At 61.9% G+C, this 16,721-nt stretch carries 14 protein-coding genes; all 14 read left to right on the forward strand.

The features are described from left to right. The first annotated feature begins 39 nt into the window (after window positions 1-39). The 14 genes from pseB to FE851_RS04465 all read left to right on the forward strand — a co-directional run bounded on the left by pseB (window position 40) and on the right by FE851_RS04465 (window position 16,694). The gene (gene pseB, locus FE851_RS04405; protein ID WP_261370848.1) at window positions 40-1,083 is read left to right on the forward strand and encodes a UDP-N-acetylglucosamine 4,6-dehydratase (inverting); all 1,044 of its coding nucleotides are present in this window, start codon (window positions 40-42) and stop codon (window positions 1,081-1,083) included. Beyond that, window positions 1,083-2,240: a UDP-4-amino-4,6-dideoxy-N-acetyl-beta-L-altrosamine transaminase gene (pseC, locus tag FE851_RS04410; RefSeq protein WP_145200135.1), complete on the forward strand. Its 1,158-nt coding sequence runs from the start codon at window positions 1,083-1,085 to the stop codon at window positions 2,238-2,240. The genes pseB and pseC overlap by 1 nt, the downstream gene beginning before the upstream one ends. Further along, on the forward strand, window positions 2,237-2,950 hold the full coding sequence (pseF, locus tag FE851_RS04415; RefSeq protein WP_145200138.1) for a pseudaminic acid cytidylyltransferase: 714 nt from the start codon (window positions 2,237-2,239) through the stop codon (window positions 2,948-2,950). Before pseC ends, pseF begins: the two co-directional genes overlap by 4 nt. After that, the gene (gene pseG / locus FE851_RS04420; protein ID WP_145200141.1) at window positions 2,944-4,065 is read left to right on the forward strand and encodes a UDP-2,4-diacetamido-2,4,6-trideoxy-beta-L-altropyranose hydrolase; all 1,122 of its coding nucleotides are present in this window, start codon (window positions 2,944-2,946) and stop codon (window positions 4,063-4,065) included. Before pseF ends, pseG begins: the two co-directional genes overlap by 7 nt. A gap of 28 nt (window positions 4,066-4,093) precedes the next feature. Next, window positions 4,094-4,594 (forward strand): UDP-4-amino-4,6-dideoxy-N-acetyl-beta-L-altrosamine N-acetyltransferase, encoded by a 501-nt coding sequence (gene pseH, locus FE851_RS04425; protein ID WP_145200144.1) that lies wholly within the window; start codon window positions 4,094-4,096, stop codon window positions 4,592-4,594. Then, the gene (gene pseI, locus FE851_RS04430) at window positions 4,587-5,642 is read left to right on the forward strand and encodes a pseudaminic acid synthase (RefSeq protein WP_145200147.1); all 1,056 of its coding nucleotides are present in this window, start codon (window positions 4,587-4,589) and stop codon (window positions 5,640-5,642) included. Before pseH ends, pseI begins: the two co-directional genes overlap by 8 nt. Window positions 5,643-5,657: 15 nt before the next feature. Further along, complete coding sequence (locus tag FE851_RS04435) at window positions 5,658-6,881, forward strand: hypothetical protein (protein ID WP_145200150.1); 1,224 nt, start codon at window positions 5,658-5,660, stop codon at window positions 6,879-6,881. 127 nt (window positions 6,882-7,008) lie between these two features. Continuing rightward, window positions 7,009-8,973, forward strand: coding sequence for a polysaccharide biosynthesis protein (locus FE851_RS04440; protein ID WP_186378745.1), 1,965 nt, complete (start codon window positions 7,009-7,011; stop codon window positions 8,971-8,973). Window positions 8,974-8,990: 17 nt separating this feature from the next. Then, a complete protein-coding gene (locus tag FE851_RS04445) occupies window positions 8,991-10,802 on the forward strand; it encodes an asparagine synthase-related protein (protein WP_145200153.1) in 1,812 nt (603 codons plus the stop codon). 207 nt (window positions 10,803-11,009) lie between these two features. Beyond that, a complete protein-coding gene (locus FE851_RS04450; RefSeq protein WP_145200156.1) occupies window positions 11,010-11,831 on the forward strand; it encodes a RimK family alpha-L-glutamate ligase in 822 nt (273 codons plus the stop codon). Beyond that, a complete protein-coding gene (locus tag FE851_RS04455; protein WP_145200158.1) occupies window positions 11,828-13,045 on the forward strand; it encodes a glycosyltransferase in 1,218 nt (405 codons plus the stop codon). The genes FE851_RS04450 and FE851_RS04455 overlap by 4 nt, the downstream gene beginning before the upstream one ends. Next, window positions 13,042-14,277 (forward strand): hypothetical protein, encoded by a 1,236-nt coding sequence (locus tag FE851_RS04460; RefSeq protein WP_145200165.1) that lies wholly within the window; start codon window positions 13,042-13,044, stop codon window positions 14,275-14,277. The genes FE851_RS04455 and FE851_RS04460 overlap by 4 nt, the downstream gene beginning before the upstream one ends. 63 nt (window positions 14,278-14,340) lie before the next feature. Next, window positions 14,341-15,474 (forward strand): hypothetical protein, encoded by a 1,134-nt coding sequence (locus FE851_RS25990; RefSeq protein ID WP_186378746.1) that lies wholly within the window; start codon window positions 14,341-14,343, stop codon window positions 15,472-15,474. Next, window positions 15,474-16,694 carry a glycosyltransferase gene (locus tag FE851_RS04465; RefSeq protein WP_186378747.1) on the forward strand — a complete coding sequence of 407 codons (1,221 nt, stop codon included), beginning with the start codon at window positions 15,474-15,476 and terminating at the stop codon, window positions 16,692-16,694. Before FE851_RS25990 ends, FE851_RS04465 begins: the two co-directional genes overlap by 1 nt. The last annotated feature ends 27 nt before the right edge of the window (window positions 16,695-16,721 follow it).

The raw sequence follows: 16,721 nt of genomic DNA on the forward strand, positions 1-16,721 counted from the left end.
CCCGCCCACAAGCCTCGCTGCCCTCTGAATGATTCCTGCTTGTTTCTTTCCATTCCGGACCATCATGTCATGATTGATAATACTTCCATTCTGTTGACCGGTGGCACTGGCTCGTTCGGCCATGCATTCGTCAAGACCGTGCTCGCGCGCTACCCTCATATCCGCCGCCTGGTGATCTACAGCCGCGACGAACTGAAGCAGTTCGAGATGGCGCAGCGCTTCCCGGAAAAAGACTATCCGATGCTGCGCTATTTCATCGGCGACATCCGCGATCGCGACCGGTTGCGGCGTGCCATGGAAGGCATTGATACGGTAATCCACGCTGCCGCTCTCAAGCAGGTGCCGGCAGCGGAATACAATCCTTTCGAATGCATCAAGACCAATGTCATCGGCGCGCAGAATCTTATCGAAGCCTGCCTCGACAGCGACGTGCGGCGTGTGGTGGCGTTATCCACCGACAAGGCTGCCGCACCGATCAACCTGTATGGCGCCACCAAGTTGTGTTCCGACAAACTGTTCACGGCTGCCCAGAACATCAAAGGCGATCGTGACCTGCGCATCGGCGTGGTGCGCTATGGCAATGTCATGGGCAGCCGGGGGTCGGTGATCCCCTTCTTCCTGGAACGACGCGCGAGCGGTGTGCTGCCGATCACCGATCCGGCCATGACTCGCTTCAACATCAGCCTGACCGAAGGCGTAGAGATGGTGCTGTGGGCGCTTGACGCTATGCACGGCGGAGAAATCTTCGTGCCGCGGATTCCGTCTTACAGGATCACCGATGTCGCCACCGCCATCGCACCTGAATGCCGCCAGCAAATCGTCGGCATCCGCCCCGGCGAAAAGCTGCACGAGGAGATGATTACCGCCAGCGACAGTTTCAACACCGTCGATCTCGGGCGCTATTACGCGATCCTCCCTTCCGCCGGGGCTTGGCCGCTCGATCGCTATTGCGCCCAAACCGGGGGGGCGCCTGTACCGCAGGGATTTGCCTACAACAGCGGCACCAACGAGGATTTCCTGTCGGTGAGCCAATTGCGCGCGCTGATCGGAGCGCATGTCGGCCAGCTTGAGGATGTCGCCTGATGATCCCTTATGGCCGGCAGGAAATTACCCCCGCGGATATCGACGCCGTGGTCGAAGCGCTGCGCTCCGACTGGCTGACGCAGGGCCCTATCGTGCCGCGTTTCGAGCAGGCACTGGCCGCCTACTGCGGCGCGGCCCATGGCGTGGCGGTGAACAGCGCCACGTCGGCGCTGCATATCGCCTGTCTGGCGCTGGGCTTGGGAGAGGACGACTGGCTCTGGACCAGCCCCATCACCTTCGTCGCCTCCGCCAATTGCGCGCTCTATTGCGGCGCGAGCGTCGATTTCGTCGATATAGATCCACGCACATACAATATGTGCTCCGATGCGCTGGCCGCGAAGCTGGCGCGGGCCGAAGCCGAAGGGCGCCTTCCCAAAGTGGTGGTGCCCGTGCATCTGTGCGGCCAGCCTTGCGACATGGGGGCGATCCATGCGCTATCGCGGCGCTATGGCTTCCGCATCATCGAGGATGCCAGCCATGCCGTCGGCGGGCGTTATCGCGGCGGGTCGATCGGCAACTGCCGGTACAGCGACATCACGGTGTTCAGCTTTCACCCGGTCAAGATCATCACCACCGGCGAGGGCGGCCTTGCCACCACGAACGACCCGGCGCTGGCGGCGCGGATGGAGCTGCTGCGCAGCCACGGTATCACCCGCGATCCGGACCAGATGACGCAGGCGCCCGACGGGCCTTGGTCCTATCAGCAGATCGCGCTCGGCTTCAATTACCGCATGACCGATATGCAGGCCGCACTGGGGTTGAGCCAATTGGCCCGGCTCGATGGCTATGTCGCCGACCGGCACAGCCTGGCCGCGCGCTATGACGCGGCGCTGTCCGACCTGCCGGTGATCACGCCGTGGCGGCATCCCGATGGTCATTCCGCGCTGCATCTTTATGTGATCCGACTGACCGAGAGCGGTTCGGCCGGACGCCGGGCGATTTTCAACGCCCTGCGTGCCACCGGGATCGGTGTGAATGTGCACTATATTCCGGTTCACACCCAGCCCTGGTATCGGGCGATGGGCTTTGCCGAGGGTCAGTTTCCGGAAGCAGAGCGATATTACCGCGAAGCGATCAGCCTGCCGATGTTCGCGACCTTGCAGGAGGCGCAGCAGGACGCGGTCGTGCGTGCGCTGGCAAAAGCGCTGGACGCATGAGGCTGGCGGTGATCCCGGCGCGCGGCGGCTCCAAGCGCATCCCCCGCAAGAATGTGCGCGAGTTCTGCGGCAGGCCGATGATCGCATGGTCGATAGCGGCCGCTCGGGAAAGCGGCTGTTTCGACCGCATCGTGGTCTCCACCGAAGATGACGAAATCGCTGACGTGGCGCGAGCGGCGGGTGCCTGCGTGCCGTTCAGGCGTCCGGCGGACCTGTCCGACGACCATACCGGCACCGTCCCGGTCGTTGCGCATGCCGTCCGCTGGGTTCGGCAAGCGGGGTTCGATCCTGGGAATATCTGCTGCATTTATGCCACCGCGCCGTTCATCCGGCCGGAAGATCTTCAAAGCGGCCTGGCATTGCTGGACGAAACGGGCGGCGATTTCGCCTTTTCCGTGACGAGTTATGCTTTTCCCATTCAGCGGGCGCTCCGGCGTACTGCGCAAGGGAGGGTCGAGATGTTCGCACCCAAACACGCCCGCACCCGCTCGCAGGATCTGGAGCCAGCCTGGCACGACGCCGGCCAGTTCTACTGGGGCCGGGCCGCCGCTTGGCTGGCGGACACCCCGATCCTTTCAGCGGCATCGGTGCCGGTGATCCTGCCGCGGCACCGGGTTCAGGATATTGATACGCCCGAGGATTGGGAGCGGGCCGAGTGGCTGTTTCGTGCCCTGCGCGAGACCGATAGCGCAACGGCTCGCCCATGCTGATCGCACCTTCAGCGCCGGCCGCAGGCTGCTGGCATGTGGCCTTGCGCGTCGATGCCGGATTGGCGATCGGCACCGGCCATGTCATGCGGTGCCTGACGCTGGCCGATGGCCTCGCCGCGGCCGGCGCCGACATCCGTTTCCTGTGCAGCGACCGGCCGGGACATATGGCCGCCGCGATACGGGCGCGGGGATATCCGGTGACGCTGCTGCCCTGCCGCGAGCCGGATGTCGCGGTTTGGTCGCGGGCGGGTCAGGAGGCCGATGCGGCGCAATGCCGCGCCGCGATCTGCGGTGGCGTCGATTGGCTGGTCGTGGATCATTACGCTCTCACCGCCGAGTGGGAGACACAAATGCGCGGTGTGGCGAGGCACGTGATGGTGATCGACGATCTCGCCAACCGGCGCCACGATTGCGACTTGCTGCTCGATCAGACCCACGGTCGCGATGCACAAGACTATGCCGAATGGGTGCCGGGCGCCGCCGTAATCTTGTGCGGTGCCTCCTATGCCTTGCTGAATGCCGGTTTCGCGGCGCATCGACCCTCCGCCTTGGCCCGGCGCGATGTTGCCGTACTCTCTAACCTGCTCATCTCCTTGGGCGGGACCGATCAGGATAATGTCACTGGGGCGGTGCTTACCGCCTTGGCGGAAGGCGGTTGGCGGAATGCCGCATGGTCCGAAAATCTCCTAATCACGGTCGTCACAGGGCGACATGCTCCATGGCTGGACGCGGTGCGCAACCAAGCTGCCGCCATGCCGGTACCAACCCGCGTACTCTGCGGCGTCGCGGATATGGCAAGCCTGATGACTGAAAGCGATCTTGCCATCGGCGCTGCCGGGCACACCAGTTGGGAGCGTTGCTGCATAGGCTTGCCGACCATCATGATCGTGATCGCCGAAAACCAGAGGCGCGTCGCTTGGACATTGGTCGAGGCCGGCGCCGCTCTGGGCATTGCGGCCCCTTGCGACCTGCAAAACAGTTTGTCCGCACTGGTCAGGGAACTGGCCAGCGACCGGATCGCGCGCCAAGTCATGACACGGAGAGCGGCGGCGATCTGCGATGGCGAAGGTGTGCGGCGTGTTATGGAAAAAATGAGGCAACTCTATCGTGGTTGATCCGGCGACCCTTGGGCGCTTGCGGGCCTTGCGCGAGAATGATCTTTCCACAGTGCTGGGCTGGCGCAATCACGAATCCGTGCGGCTGCGGATGTTCAATCGGCAAGTCATTTCCGCCGACGAACATAAGACATGGTTCGAGCGGGCGAGCCAGGCGGCTGACCGCCGTTTGTTCCTGTTCGAATTGTCCGACGTGCCGGTTGGATTCGCCCATCTTCATCCGGTCGCACCGGATGGAATTGCCGAATGGGGCTTCTACCGCGCGCCCGACGCCCCTGCCGGCAGCGGCCGGTTGTTGGGTCGGGCCACGCTCGACCATGCCTTCGCGCAGCTTGGTTTGCACAAGATCGTCGGCAAGGTGCTTGCGGAAAATACCGCATCCATCCGGTTTCACCACGGGTTGGGCTTCCGTCTGGAAGGCACGCTGCGAGAGCAGCACCGCGACGACGACGGCTACCGCGACGTTCTGGTTTTCGGCCTGCTTGCCAGTGAATGGCAGCAACACCTGCGAGAGACACCCGATGCCTGAGCTGCCGACCCTCTGCATCGCTGGCCGTGCCATCGGAGCCGGGCAGCCGCCCTATGTCATTGCCGAGCTGTCGGCCAACCACAACGGCAGCCTCGAGCGGGCGCTGCAAATCGTCAGCGAGGCACACAAGGCGGGGGCGGATGCAGTCAAGCTGCAATCCTACCGCCCCGACACGATCACGCTGCGTTGCGAGGAGGAGGCCTTTCGCATTCGGGGAGGCCTTTGGGACGGGCGCACGCTCTATGACCTCTATGAAGAGGCGCATATGCCTTGGGCCTGGCACAAGCCGTTGTTCGACCATGCCCGTGAACTGGGTATCACCATGTTCAGCTCCCCCTTCGACACGACTGCGATCGATCTGCTCGAGGATCTGAACGCTCCGGCCTACAAGATCGCTTCCTTCGAGGCGGTGGATTTGCCGCTCATCGACTATGCGGCGCGGACAGGCAAACCGCTGATCATTTCAACCGGGATGGCCGATGCGCAAGAGATCGCCGAAGCAGTCGATGCAGCGCGCGGGGCCGGCTGCACGCAATTGGCGATCCTCCATTGCGTCAGCGGCTATCCCGCCCGGCCCGAAGACTACAACCTGCGGACGCTGAGCGACATGATCGCCCGCTTCGGCCTGGTTACCGGCCTGTCCGATCACACGGTCGACAACACCACAGCCATCGCCGCCGTGGCGCTGGGCGCCTCGATCATCGAGAAGCATTTCACGCTCGATCGCATCGGCGGGGGACCGGATGACAGTTTTTCGCTTGAGCCTCCTGAAATGGCTGACCTGTGCCGAACCGCGCAGGTGGCCTGGACCGCGCTGGGCCAAGTCGACTACGGACTGAAATCCAGCGAGCAGGGCAATGTGCAATTTCGCCGTTCGCTCTATTTCGTGAAGCCGGTGAAAGCCGGTGAGGTCATCACGGCGGATGCGATACGCTCGGTTCGCCCGGGTTTCGGCGCGCCTCCGAAATGTCTCGCCCAAGTGATCGGACGAATCAGTCGTACCGATCGAGCAGCCAACAGTCCTGTCGTGCTCGACGACATCGATTGAAGCGCGCAGCCAGACATGGCTGACGAAAAACACATGCCCGAACCCATCGGAACCAATCTGCTGACATGTCTGCGCCAGTCCGGTGAGCGTTTGCGGCCGGCGCTGAGCGAGGCGCGTCGGCGCAGGCCTGTGCTGGAGCAACTCGTAGCCCCGTTCCGGATCCTGGCCCCGCTTTCTCGAATGCCGCTGCGTTTGCCGCCACAGGCGCGTTATTTTCTGCCTTCGCGCTCGTCACCCAATTCGAAGACCGCAGCCGCGATGAACGAATTACTGGCTGCCGGCCTCGACCGCTCGACAATCTGGACACCGGATCAACAAGACGAGCGCGTTCTGGCGCGCATCATGCGAACTGCGATGTGGGGATTGCGTCTCTCACCGATGCTGATTTGGCTGGCGTTCCTGCGTCGGTTTGACAGTTGCGACCGGCAAATTCTGGTGGGCCGGGCTGCCATGCGCCAGCTTTTGCGCCGTCATCCCCATCTTACGCCGATCATCATCAGCGATGTCAATCCAACCTTGCACATGCTGTGGAGCGCTGCGGTATCGTTGGGGCGTGCGCCCTTGTGGTGGCAGGATGACTATCACCACACCGGGCCGTTACCCTATCCCGTGGGGGCTGCGGCGGTGCTCAATCAGGGCGGCTATGCGGCGGCGCTGAAACGTAGTCCCGAGGCGTTGATCGCCATGCGGCCACGGCCCGCGGTCAAGCCCATGCAGGAGGTGCCGCCAAAGCCCCGCGTGGGGGTTGCCACCAATGCCAGTTTTACGGCCAGCCCAACGCAAATTGCATTGCTGGCCATGCTGCGGGATGGCGTAGGGGCTCGGCACACCATCCTCCGACTGCACCCCAACAGCCCCCTGCACGGACGCCCCTTGCCCGAGGCCTGGCTGGCTGCTGCTCCCGCTGATGAAACCCTCGCAGCTTTTGCCCGACGGGTCGATATGGCGGTCGTGGGCAATTCGGCGGCGCAATTGCGTTTGCTGGGCGAAGGTGTGCCGGTCCTGCACGTGGCCGGTTTGGACGAGCATGGCTTCGACCTCTACGGCTATGTGCGTAACGGATTCAGTATGGGTATGGTCCGGTCGGCAGATGTGTCGGTCGACGCAATCAATCGCCATTATGCCGACCCTGCCATCCAGCAGCGCATAACGGATTTTATGGGCCTGCGGCGGCCTGTGACCATTCCTGGTCTTGCCGCGCTTGCCCGCCACTCTGGCAGCTGCATCCGGACTTCCTGAACCGGACACGCCGTTTGGCGCCAACGTGCGCCGACATGGAACCCTGACGATGTTGGAAGCTGGCGGCGCGAAAGTGCCGTGTCAGTCCGCGTCTTGATGAGAAACGATGGGCTCAATGACGACATTGATGAAACGATGGCTGCTGCGTCTGGCAGCGATGCCGCGGCACCTCAAGCTGCTGGTCATGCTTGTGCAGGATGGAGCCACGGTTCTCCTTAGTCTTGCGGGAGCCATGGCCCTACGTCTGGAAAACGTTTCGTGCCTCTCCGATACACACTTCTGGTGGGTCGGCATTCCGCTGGTTGCGGTCATGATGACCGGGCTTGGCGTTGCGGGCGTTTACCGGATGGTGATCCGCTATGTCTCGTTCCCGCTGCTGCCACGGATGGTGGCTGCCGTCAGTGTGGCGGCGATTGCGCTTTACCCTCTGGCCCGCATTTCCGGCTTTTTCCTGCCGCGCTCCGTTCCGGTCATTTTTGCGGCGCTGTGCCTCATTCTGCTGTGCACAGGACGCTTGGTGATACGCGCGATGCTGCATCGCCTGGATCGCGAACGCAAAGGATTCGTGATCATCTACGGCGCGGGCGCAGCGGGTCGGCAACTCAACCAGGCACTTTTATGCGGCAAAGAATACCTGCCCGTCGCTTTCGTGGACGACAATCCCGGTCTGCACGGCGTATCGCTCAGCGATTGCCGCGTGTTCGCGCCGAACGACATCGGCGTTTTAATCGAGCGATATGGCGTAACGCATGTGTTGCTGGCGGTGCCCAGTGCCACTCTGGGCGAGCGCAAGGCCATCCTTCAGCGGCTTGAGCCGTATCCGGTGCATGTGCAAACCATTCCCGGCATGGCCGACCTGGTGTCGGGCGTCGCGCGGGTCAGCGATTTTCGGGACATCTCGATCGAGGAACTGCTGGGCCGCGATCCCGTCATGCCCCGCGCTGACCTGATGAGTGCGGATATCGCCGGGCAGGTGGTCATGGTGACGGGGGCAGCCGGCTCCATTGGCAGTGAGCTGTGCCGGCAGATTATCGACCTCGATCCCCGTGTTCTGGTGCTGTTCGAGATGTCGGAGATCGGCCTCTACACGATCGAAGCCGAATTGCGCGGCCTCGCTCTTACCGCTTCGAGAAGGGTCGAGATCGTGCCGATCCTGGGTTCTGTCCGCGATCGGCAACTGTCGGAAAAGGTCATGCGCGCCTATGGCGTCCAGACCGTCTATCATGCTGCAGCCTACAAGCATGTGCCCATCGTCGAGGAGAATGTCGTCGAAGGGCTTCGCAACAATGTCTTCGGCACCGAAGCGCTCGTCGCGGCGGCGATCTCCGCCGGGGTTGACCTGTTCCTGCTGATCTCCACCGACAAGGCTGTGCGGCCCACCAATGTCATGGGGGCCTCCAAGCGGATCGCCGAACTGATCTGCCAGAATGCCGCAGCGCAAAGCGGAACGACCCGTTTCGCGATGGTGCGCTTCGGGAATGTGTTGGGATCTTCCGGCTCGGTGGTGCCGCGTTTCCGCGAACAGATCGAAGCGGGCGGACCGGTGACCGTTACCCACCCCGACGTGACACGCTACTTCATGACCATTCCGGAAGCCGCATCGCTGGTGATTCAGGCCGGGGCGATGGGCAAGGATGGCGACGTGTTCCTGCTCGACATGGGCGAACCCGTCCGCATCGTCGATCTGGCTGCGCGCATGATCCGTCTCGCCGGCTTCTCGCCTTATCAGATGGATGGCGACGAGCGAGTTGCGAACCTTGCCGACGGCGCGGGCGATATCGGCATCACCTTCAGCGGGCTGCGTTCCGGGGAGAAGCTGTATGAGGAATTGCTGATCGGCGAGGATGCTGAGCCCACCGAACATCCCCAGATCATGAAGGCCAACGAGATCGTCATGCCGGATGACGACTTGTGTGCCTTGCTGGATTGCCTGCGTGAGGCCTGCGTCCGCCAGGATGCTGTCTCGATCCGCAGCCTGCTCGAAGCTGCGCCGATAGGTTATTGCCCCTCCCATCGCATGGCCGATCTGGTCTGGATGTCCCGGACCCGTCTCGGACTGAAAATCGTCCCGGCCAGTGTCGACGCCGCCTGAGGCATCCCGTTAAAACCATGGCCAAAGTTGTATTCGCCTGCTTTCGCGATCCCGACAGCCGCCTGACACAGGCAAAGGCGGTGGCCGATGCATGCCGTCGGATCGGCCAGCACCTCGCCTGCGAGCGGCCGGAACCGTTCCGGCAGATGCCTGACCCGTTGCCTGGTGAATCAGGCGACGGCGCGATCAGCGTCTGTTTCCAGCCCGTGCCGGGGATTACGCGCCAGGGTGCCGGAATCGTGCTGGGAGGAATGTCGCAGGTCAGCAACTGGTATGAACCGGGCGCTGGCGTGGGCGACGGCACTTTTGCCCTGTTCCGCACTTCTTCCACGGCCGTGGAACTGCTCACCGACGCGCTGGGCACCCGTAGTATCTGGTATTATCATGACGATCATTGCCTGCTGGCCGCCAGTTCGGTGCGGATGCTGGTGATGCTGCTCGGTTCGTTCGAGCCAAATCCTCAAGCTGTTGCATGGATGTTGGCGAACGGTTCGCCGGGACCGGCGGGAGGCTGGGACAAACGGGCGCGGATGGTGCCTGCCGGTTGCCGGTTGTGGCTGGACCGGGCCAGTTGGCACCTGGACGTGGCTTCCCTGCCCGCCGATCAGCGCTTCGTGCCACCGCGGGGCGCCTCGCACGAAACTTTCCGACTGGCTTTCGAGGAAGCGTTGGCCGCGAGCATTGAAGCGCTTCCAGAAGACACCGCGAACTGGGTGCTGCCGCTTTCGGGCGGGTATGACAGCCGGCTTCTGGCCTGTGTGCTGCGTGACAGGCCGGGCCTGCGCGCCATTACCTGGGATATTTCCGCCGACCCGACGCGCGACAATGCTGAAATGACAGTAGCCGAACGTCTCGCCGAGGCTCTGGACCTTCCGCATGACAGCGTACGCTTGTCCCCTCCGTCCCAGGCTGCGCGCGAACAGGTCATGGATCGCTTCGTGCGCACCGGCGAGGGACTGACGGATGCCATCGGCGCTTATCTCGACGGTTTCGCGCTGTGGGGCGGCATGGCAGCCCGCGGCGTTCATGGCATCTTGCGTGGCGACGAACCTTTCGGTGGCTTTGGCTGGACCCCGGTACATGACGAGCGCGATGTGCGCCTTGGGCTAGGCTTGGCGCTCTTGACGGACCTGCCTTCCACGCGCTGGCTGGACGAGGCCTGGCATATAAAGCAACAGTGGCCCGAAGAACTGCACCGCCAGCCAGACGAGAGCCTGGAAGACTGGCGGCACCGCCTGTACCGCACTTTTCGCGTGCCCGTGGCCCTGGCCGCGCTGACCGAAGCCAAGACATTGTATGTCGAAGTGCTCAACCCTTTGCAGGCATGCGGGATAAGCGGGCTGGTCGAAAAACTGCCCAATGCCTTGCGCAATGACAAAGCGTTGCTGATCGAAACCGTGAACCGGCTCAGTCCAGCCGTAGCTTACGCCAGCTTGCGCGAAAGCGATGCGCTGAGCGGCTTCCTGCGTTCGGATGAAACCGTGGCGATCCTGCGCGCAGAACTGGATAGGCCAGCGGCACGCGCGATCCTGTCGGCGTCAGTGGCCGATGGATTGCTCGAACGCCTGCCCACCGCAAGCGGGGCGAATAGTGCAGGTGTGTCGGTGCCACGCCGGCAGGGCGGTTTGCGGCGTGCACTGTTCGATCGTTTGCGTGCAGGGCTGTCCCACGCGGTCAAACAGCGGCTGCGCCGGGTGATCCCGGCGGCTCCTGTCGATCCATGCCTGCTGGCGTTCCGGGCCTGGATCATCGTGCGGATTCACGCTGTGCTGCACGAGGATGCCAGCGCCGGTTGCTCGGTAGTTCGGCCTGTCCGTCATCCGTCCTGAAAGTCTGAAATGTCTGTGAAGATTGGTATCCATGGTCAAACGACGGCGTATTCGCCGGTGTGGGCCAAGCTGGCCCGCGATCGGAATATGGAAGTCGTGATCCTGGATGCCCATGCGGCCGGGTTTCTCGACGACGTCCGCTCATGTGACGCATTTTTGTGGCATATGAACCACTTGGACGAGCGCGATGTGCGGTTCGGCCCCGGCATGGCGCAGGCGCTGGAGGAAACCGGCCTTCGCGTCTTTCCCAACGCCGCCACGGCCCGCTCCTTCGACGACAAGCTGGCGCAGGCGCGACTTTTTGCCGCGGCGGGGGTGCCGACACCGCACAGCTGGTGCTTTCTCGATGCCCGCGAAGCGCACGATTTTGCCGATCGCGCGGCTTATCCGCTGGTGTTCAAGCTGCGGGGCGGGGCAGGCTCGGGCAATGTGCGCAAGGTTTGTTCCGCGCGCGAGGCGCATGGCTTGATCCGGCAGATGTTCGGACGAGGAATGCGGGCCAGCGCGGTCGGCCTGGCTGCCGCCGCCAGCACCGGGCGCGCTGCCGGATATCCCCGCAGGAGCGCCAGGGAATGGGCGGCAGCGGCGGGCCGCGCGCTGCGGCGGATAATACGGCCCCACCGTGAACACGGCTACGCGCTTTTCCAGGAGTTCATGCCGGGATGCGATCATGATTGGCGCGTCGTCGTCATCGGCGAGCGGGCCTTTGCCTATCGCCGGTCGGTTCGGCCAGATGATTTCAGGGCGAGCGGAAGCGGGCTGATCGACATCCCGGATGCAACCGGGATCCCTTGGGACATCGTCGATCAGGCCTTTTCACTGTCGTGCCACTGGGGCTTCCAGGCGATGGCCTTCGACTTCTTGCGGCACCCCGATTGGGGACTGAAAGTGATTGAAATGTGTTATGTATTCGGCACCGTTGGGTTGCATATGTGCCCCGGTTACTTCCAGCCCGACGGCACTTGGGTTGCGGGCCAGTTCCATGCCGAAGAGCTGATCTTCGACGATCTCGTGGCCACGCTTTCATGATCCGCCGCCAGCCAGTTATTGCGCTCCTGCTGCCTTATCCGCTCAATCCGCTGGTGGGCGGAGTCCAGCGCATCACATGGCAGCTGGGGCAGTATTTTGCCGGACGCGGATGGAAGGTAATCTACGTGTCGCTGGCGACGGCGGGCCATTGCCAGCCGCCCCAGGGCGTCCTCGAACATCCCGCAGAGGTTTTGCCCGAGCGGTCCGGTCCGATCCGGGCGTTTCTGAACGGGGTGCTTACACGGCACCAGCCCGACGTGGTCATCAATCAGATGGCGCTGTCCGGAGCGATCGGCAAGGCCCTGTGGGAGGCTAGTGACGCCGGGTGCCAGTTCATTGTCGTCGGATGCTTTCATAACAGTCCGGCGCTCTATCGTGACAGCCTTGAGCATATCCTCGGTCATCGGTTGCGCAAATCGCCACTATTGCGGCAGCTTGTCGATAATCCCGCGGGACGCGGGCTCCTGCTGTGGCTCCACCGCAGGAGGGCAGGGCACCGCTTTTGCCAGGCAATATCGCAGTGTCACCGCCTGGTGTTGCTATCACCGACGTTTTTCGAGGAAATTCGTTGGTTCGTGCCCGATGCCGATCCGAACCGACTAGCGGCCATCGCCAATGGGTTCCCCACTCAACCCCCGCCCTCACAGGATACGAAACGCAACCGGTTGCTGTTCGTCGGCCGGATGAACAACCTGCAGAAGAACATCTTTATGTTACCCGACCTGTGGGAAAGGCTTCATGCGCAGTTGCCGGACTGGGAACTGCACCTTGTTGGGGATGGGCGCGACCTGGTCGAATTGAAGGCGATGGTCGCCGCACGTCGCCTGCCACGGGTTATGTTTCATGGCCGCACGGACCCGACCGATCTTTATTGCTCAGCTCGTTTGTTCCTGATGGTTTCCGCCTTTGAGGGCTTTGGTAACACACTGATAGAGGCGCAGATGCAAGGGACGGTCCCGGTCGCCTTTGACACCTATTCCGCATTGCGATGGATCTTGCACGACGGCATCGATGCCTTGATTCTGCGGGCCGGCGATATCGCCGGCTTTGCTGAGGCTATCAGCCGACTGGCGCGAGACTCGACACGGCTGGCCAGCATGAGCGAAGCAGCGGTCGCTAACGCTAAACGGTTCTCTGAGACGAATATCGGCGGGCAATGGGAAATGTTGCTTGCTCAACTCGGGGTTCGTCTCCCGCAGCAGGACTTCGTATGAACGAGCGGGGATATCAAGGTGAGATCGCTCGCTTCCATCGCCCAGCATCTGTGCTTTTGTCGTTGATCTGGCCGGTCTTCGGCGGTTTTCGTGATCTGTTCGATTATCCGCGCAGCCGGATTGCGGCAGGATTCGTAATATTCTGTGCCTACGCCGGCTGGACGTTTGTGCCTATCCCTGGCTCGGACGCATTCAACTTTGCCGCCGAAATCGACGTGGCGCGGCAGGGACTGCCGACGATGATTCCGGAGCCGTTATTATCGTTTTTAGTGTATTTCGTCGCGAATGCAGGTCTGCCGGAATCCGCTTATTTCATCATTTTATCGATCTTCTACGGCCTCATCATGTCGGCTGTTCTGTGGTTGCTATTTCGTGGTGTGCCCGTTGGGGTGCCAATCAGTCATGCGGCGTGGTTTTTCTATCTGGCCTTCGTACTGAATTACCCCGTATTCGCCTCTGTTGCCGCGCGATACCACCTTGGCCTTTGGGATATGATGCTCGCCACGCTCTTGCTGCTTGACGGGCGATGGCGACTCGCGTTTCTTGTGGGCCTGATTGGATTTACGATCCATTTTGGCTTTTCGATTTTTCTGGCTGCCATGCTGATGCTGTTCGCCACGCGTGGTATGGGTAAGCGGCAAATCATGATCGCCTATGTGCTGCTGGCGATTTCCTTTGCGTTGCCCACCAATCTGATTGAAATCGTCGGCAGGGAATTGACTGGAATTTTTGGAGGTAATTTCGGCAATAAAATTGCCAGTTCTGTGAAATATGCCCAAAATACCGAGTTCGGTACGAAAATAGGCTCCGGTGGTGAATCGTGGTTTTTACGATACTACACCCAGGTCATCTTGTACGCCCTGCTGGTTTCCGCGCAAATACTGTGGCTGGGTGTGCGGCACATGCCGCGCGATCGCCACTATGTCCTTTGGGCACTCGTTCTATTTATGTGGGTCATGAAGAATATCGTTGGCGGTGATCCGGAAGCAGCAGGCCGGATCGGCCGAAATATGACAGCTCTCCTGCTCCTTTTCCACGCCAGCTGGTTTATCGAAAAACGTCCGGGGGCGGCGCGGTCGATTATGATTACCGCTTTCCCCATCCTGTATTACTACATCGTCTACTACAGAATTTGGTTGGAGCAGGCCAGTATGGCCTCGTTGCTCCCTTTGCCGTGGGGTGTCTTTCGCGATGAACTGCCGCGGGCGATGCAACCATTTTTCGGCGGATAGCACTGTCACGCGAGCACGTGCGCGCACCATGACGCTCTCCCATCAGCTATTCTGAAAGCTTACATGAAATTGGCTAATTTCAATCTTCTCGAAGCCATTAAGGACATCGTCCGCACCCGCGGGCGTGGATTAAAGAACGCGGTGGCGCGGAGATATTCTACCCGTTGGGTCGTGTTCGATAGCGACGATTGGGGGGGGCAGCGCGTTCCATCCCGCAGTGTGCTGGAGGCGCTAATCGAGCTTGGGATTCTGACCGGCGACTCCCCCTACGATTACGATACGCTGGAAAGTGCCCAAGATCTTTCCGCGCTGCTGGAAGTGCTGGGGCAGATCAAGGGGGCTGACGGAAATGCGGCGGTCTTTTCCTGCTACACCAACCCGGCCAATCCCGATTTCGCCACGATCCGCGACAATGATTTTTCGGCTTATGCGTGGGAACCGCTCAGCGCCACGCTGGCGCGGCGCGGCGATGGCGCGGCGGTGAAGGCAGCCTGGCGCCAGGGTATCGATGCGGGACTTCTTGCGCCGCAGTATCATGGCCGTGAGCATTTGCAGGTGCGGTTGTGGATGGAACATCTGCGCGACTCGCCGCAGGTACGCAGAGGTTTCGAGCTTGGCTTCTACAGTGTACCGCAGTCCGGCCTTCCGGCCGCAGCGCGGGGCTTTCGCGCCGCCAACTTCTTTCGCGATGCCAGCGAATTGCCGGAACTCGCAGACATCATCCGCTCGGGTGCGGATTGCTTTGCCGCCGAGTTCGGCGAGCGGGCCGAAATCTATTGTCCGGCCAACAACATTTTTCATCCATCCCTCTATCCCGCCGTTGCCGAGGCAGGCTGCCGTGCGGTGATCCGCCATGTCCGCAATGCTGAGCCTGACGGTCAGGGCGGCCTGCGCCGGGTATGGGGCCATGCAGGCGTTGCCGAGGCGGGGCTGGACTGGTTCGGGCGCAACACCCTGTTCGAACCGGCGCAGGGCTATGGCGTGGATCATGCACTGGCCGGCATCGATTCGGCTTTTGCCTGGGGTGTCCCGGCAGTGATCTCCACCCATCGGGTCAATTACGTCGGCGGCATCGATCCCGCCGTCCGGGATCGTGGATTGCGCGATCTGAAAGCGCTTTTGAGGGAGATTACCCGCCGTTGGCCCGATGCCAGCTTCGTGCCCAGCACCCGGCTGCTGGTTCGCGAGAACGTCTGATGGCGGCTCCTCAGACTCCGGTGCAGTCGGGTGGGCGCAGGGTACTCTTTGTCCACGACGGGCCGATCTATGTCGGCCCTGACGGCGTCCCCCGCGGCGTCCATTATACCGATGCTCTGATCGACCGTTATATGCAGCTCGGATCGCACCTCACTTTCCTGCTGCGCGCGAAGCCGGTGACGTTGCAGGAAGCAAGCAAATACAGCCCGCTGCAACGTGACGGCTTCCGGTTTTTTCCCGTACCGAACGTCAAATCGCTCTTCGCGCATATCAGGCAAGGTCGTCAGGTGCGGCGGATTGTCGCGGAACAGGTGTCCGCACACGATGTGGTGGTGGTGCGCCTCCCGAGCACGCTTGGGCGATGGGCGTTTTGGGAGGCGCACAAGCAAGGCAAACCGATACTGATCGAATTCATGGCGTGCACATGGGATGCGCTCTGGAATTACTCGTTGAAGGGGAAGATCGCCGCACCTTATTATTTCCTATGTAACTTTCTTCTGATGCGCAAAGCACGGTATATCGTTTATGTTACAGAGCGTTTCCTGCAAGGTCGCTACCCCAGTCCGGGAAAATCTATTGCTTGTTCGAACGTGATCATCAGTCCGGCCGATCCGGACGTAGTGGCGCAGCGTATGCGGCGTATAGCCGGATTGGACCGCAGCCCGCGCATCGTACTGACGACAATCGGCGCCACGGATGTGCGGTACAAAAACCAGGAGCTGGTGCTGCGGGCCTTGCAAACGCTTGGCGAGAAGCGGCACCGGTATTGCTATCGGGTAATCGGCCCTGGCAGCAGTGCCCGATTGCGCAAGCTGGCAGACAAGTTGGGCGTGGCCGATTGTGTCGAGTTCATCGGCGCGGTTCGTCATGCCGATATTCCCGTTTGGCTTGACGATACCGACATCTATATTCAGCCCAGCCGGACAGAAGGCTTGCCGCGCGCGCTGGTCGAAGCGATGAGCCGGGGCTGCGCCGCGCTGGGGTCGCTACGGGGCGGCATTCCAGAGCTTTTGCCTCCATCCTGCCTGTTTTCGCCAGGGGATGCGCAAGGTCTTGCAGCGATGATCATCGCGTTCGATACGGACAAGCTGCGCCTTGCGGCCGAGCAGAACCTACAGCGATCCATGCGATATGCTGCGGAGGTGCTGGAGGCCCGGCGCAAATCGTTCTTCGCCGATTTCTTGAAGGACAATGCCGCTCGTCTGGGCACCTGCGGGTAAACACCAGCACCCTGCTGCCAGCCTATC

This window comes from Sphingobium sp. B2, assembly GCF_007693735.1.
In the GTDB taxonomy this organism is placed as follows: Bacteria; Pseudomonadota; Alphaproteobacteria; order Sphingomonadales; family Sphingomonadaceae; genus Sphingobium; species Sphingobium xenophagum.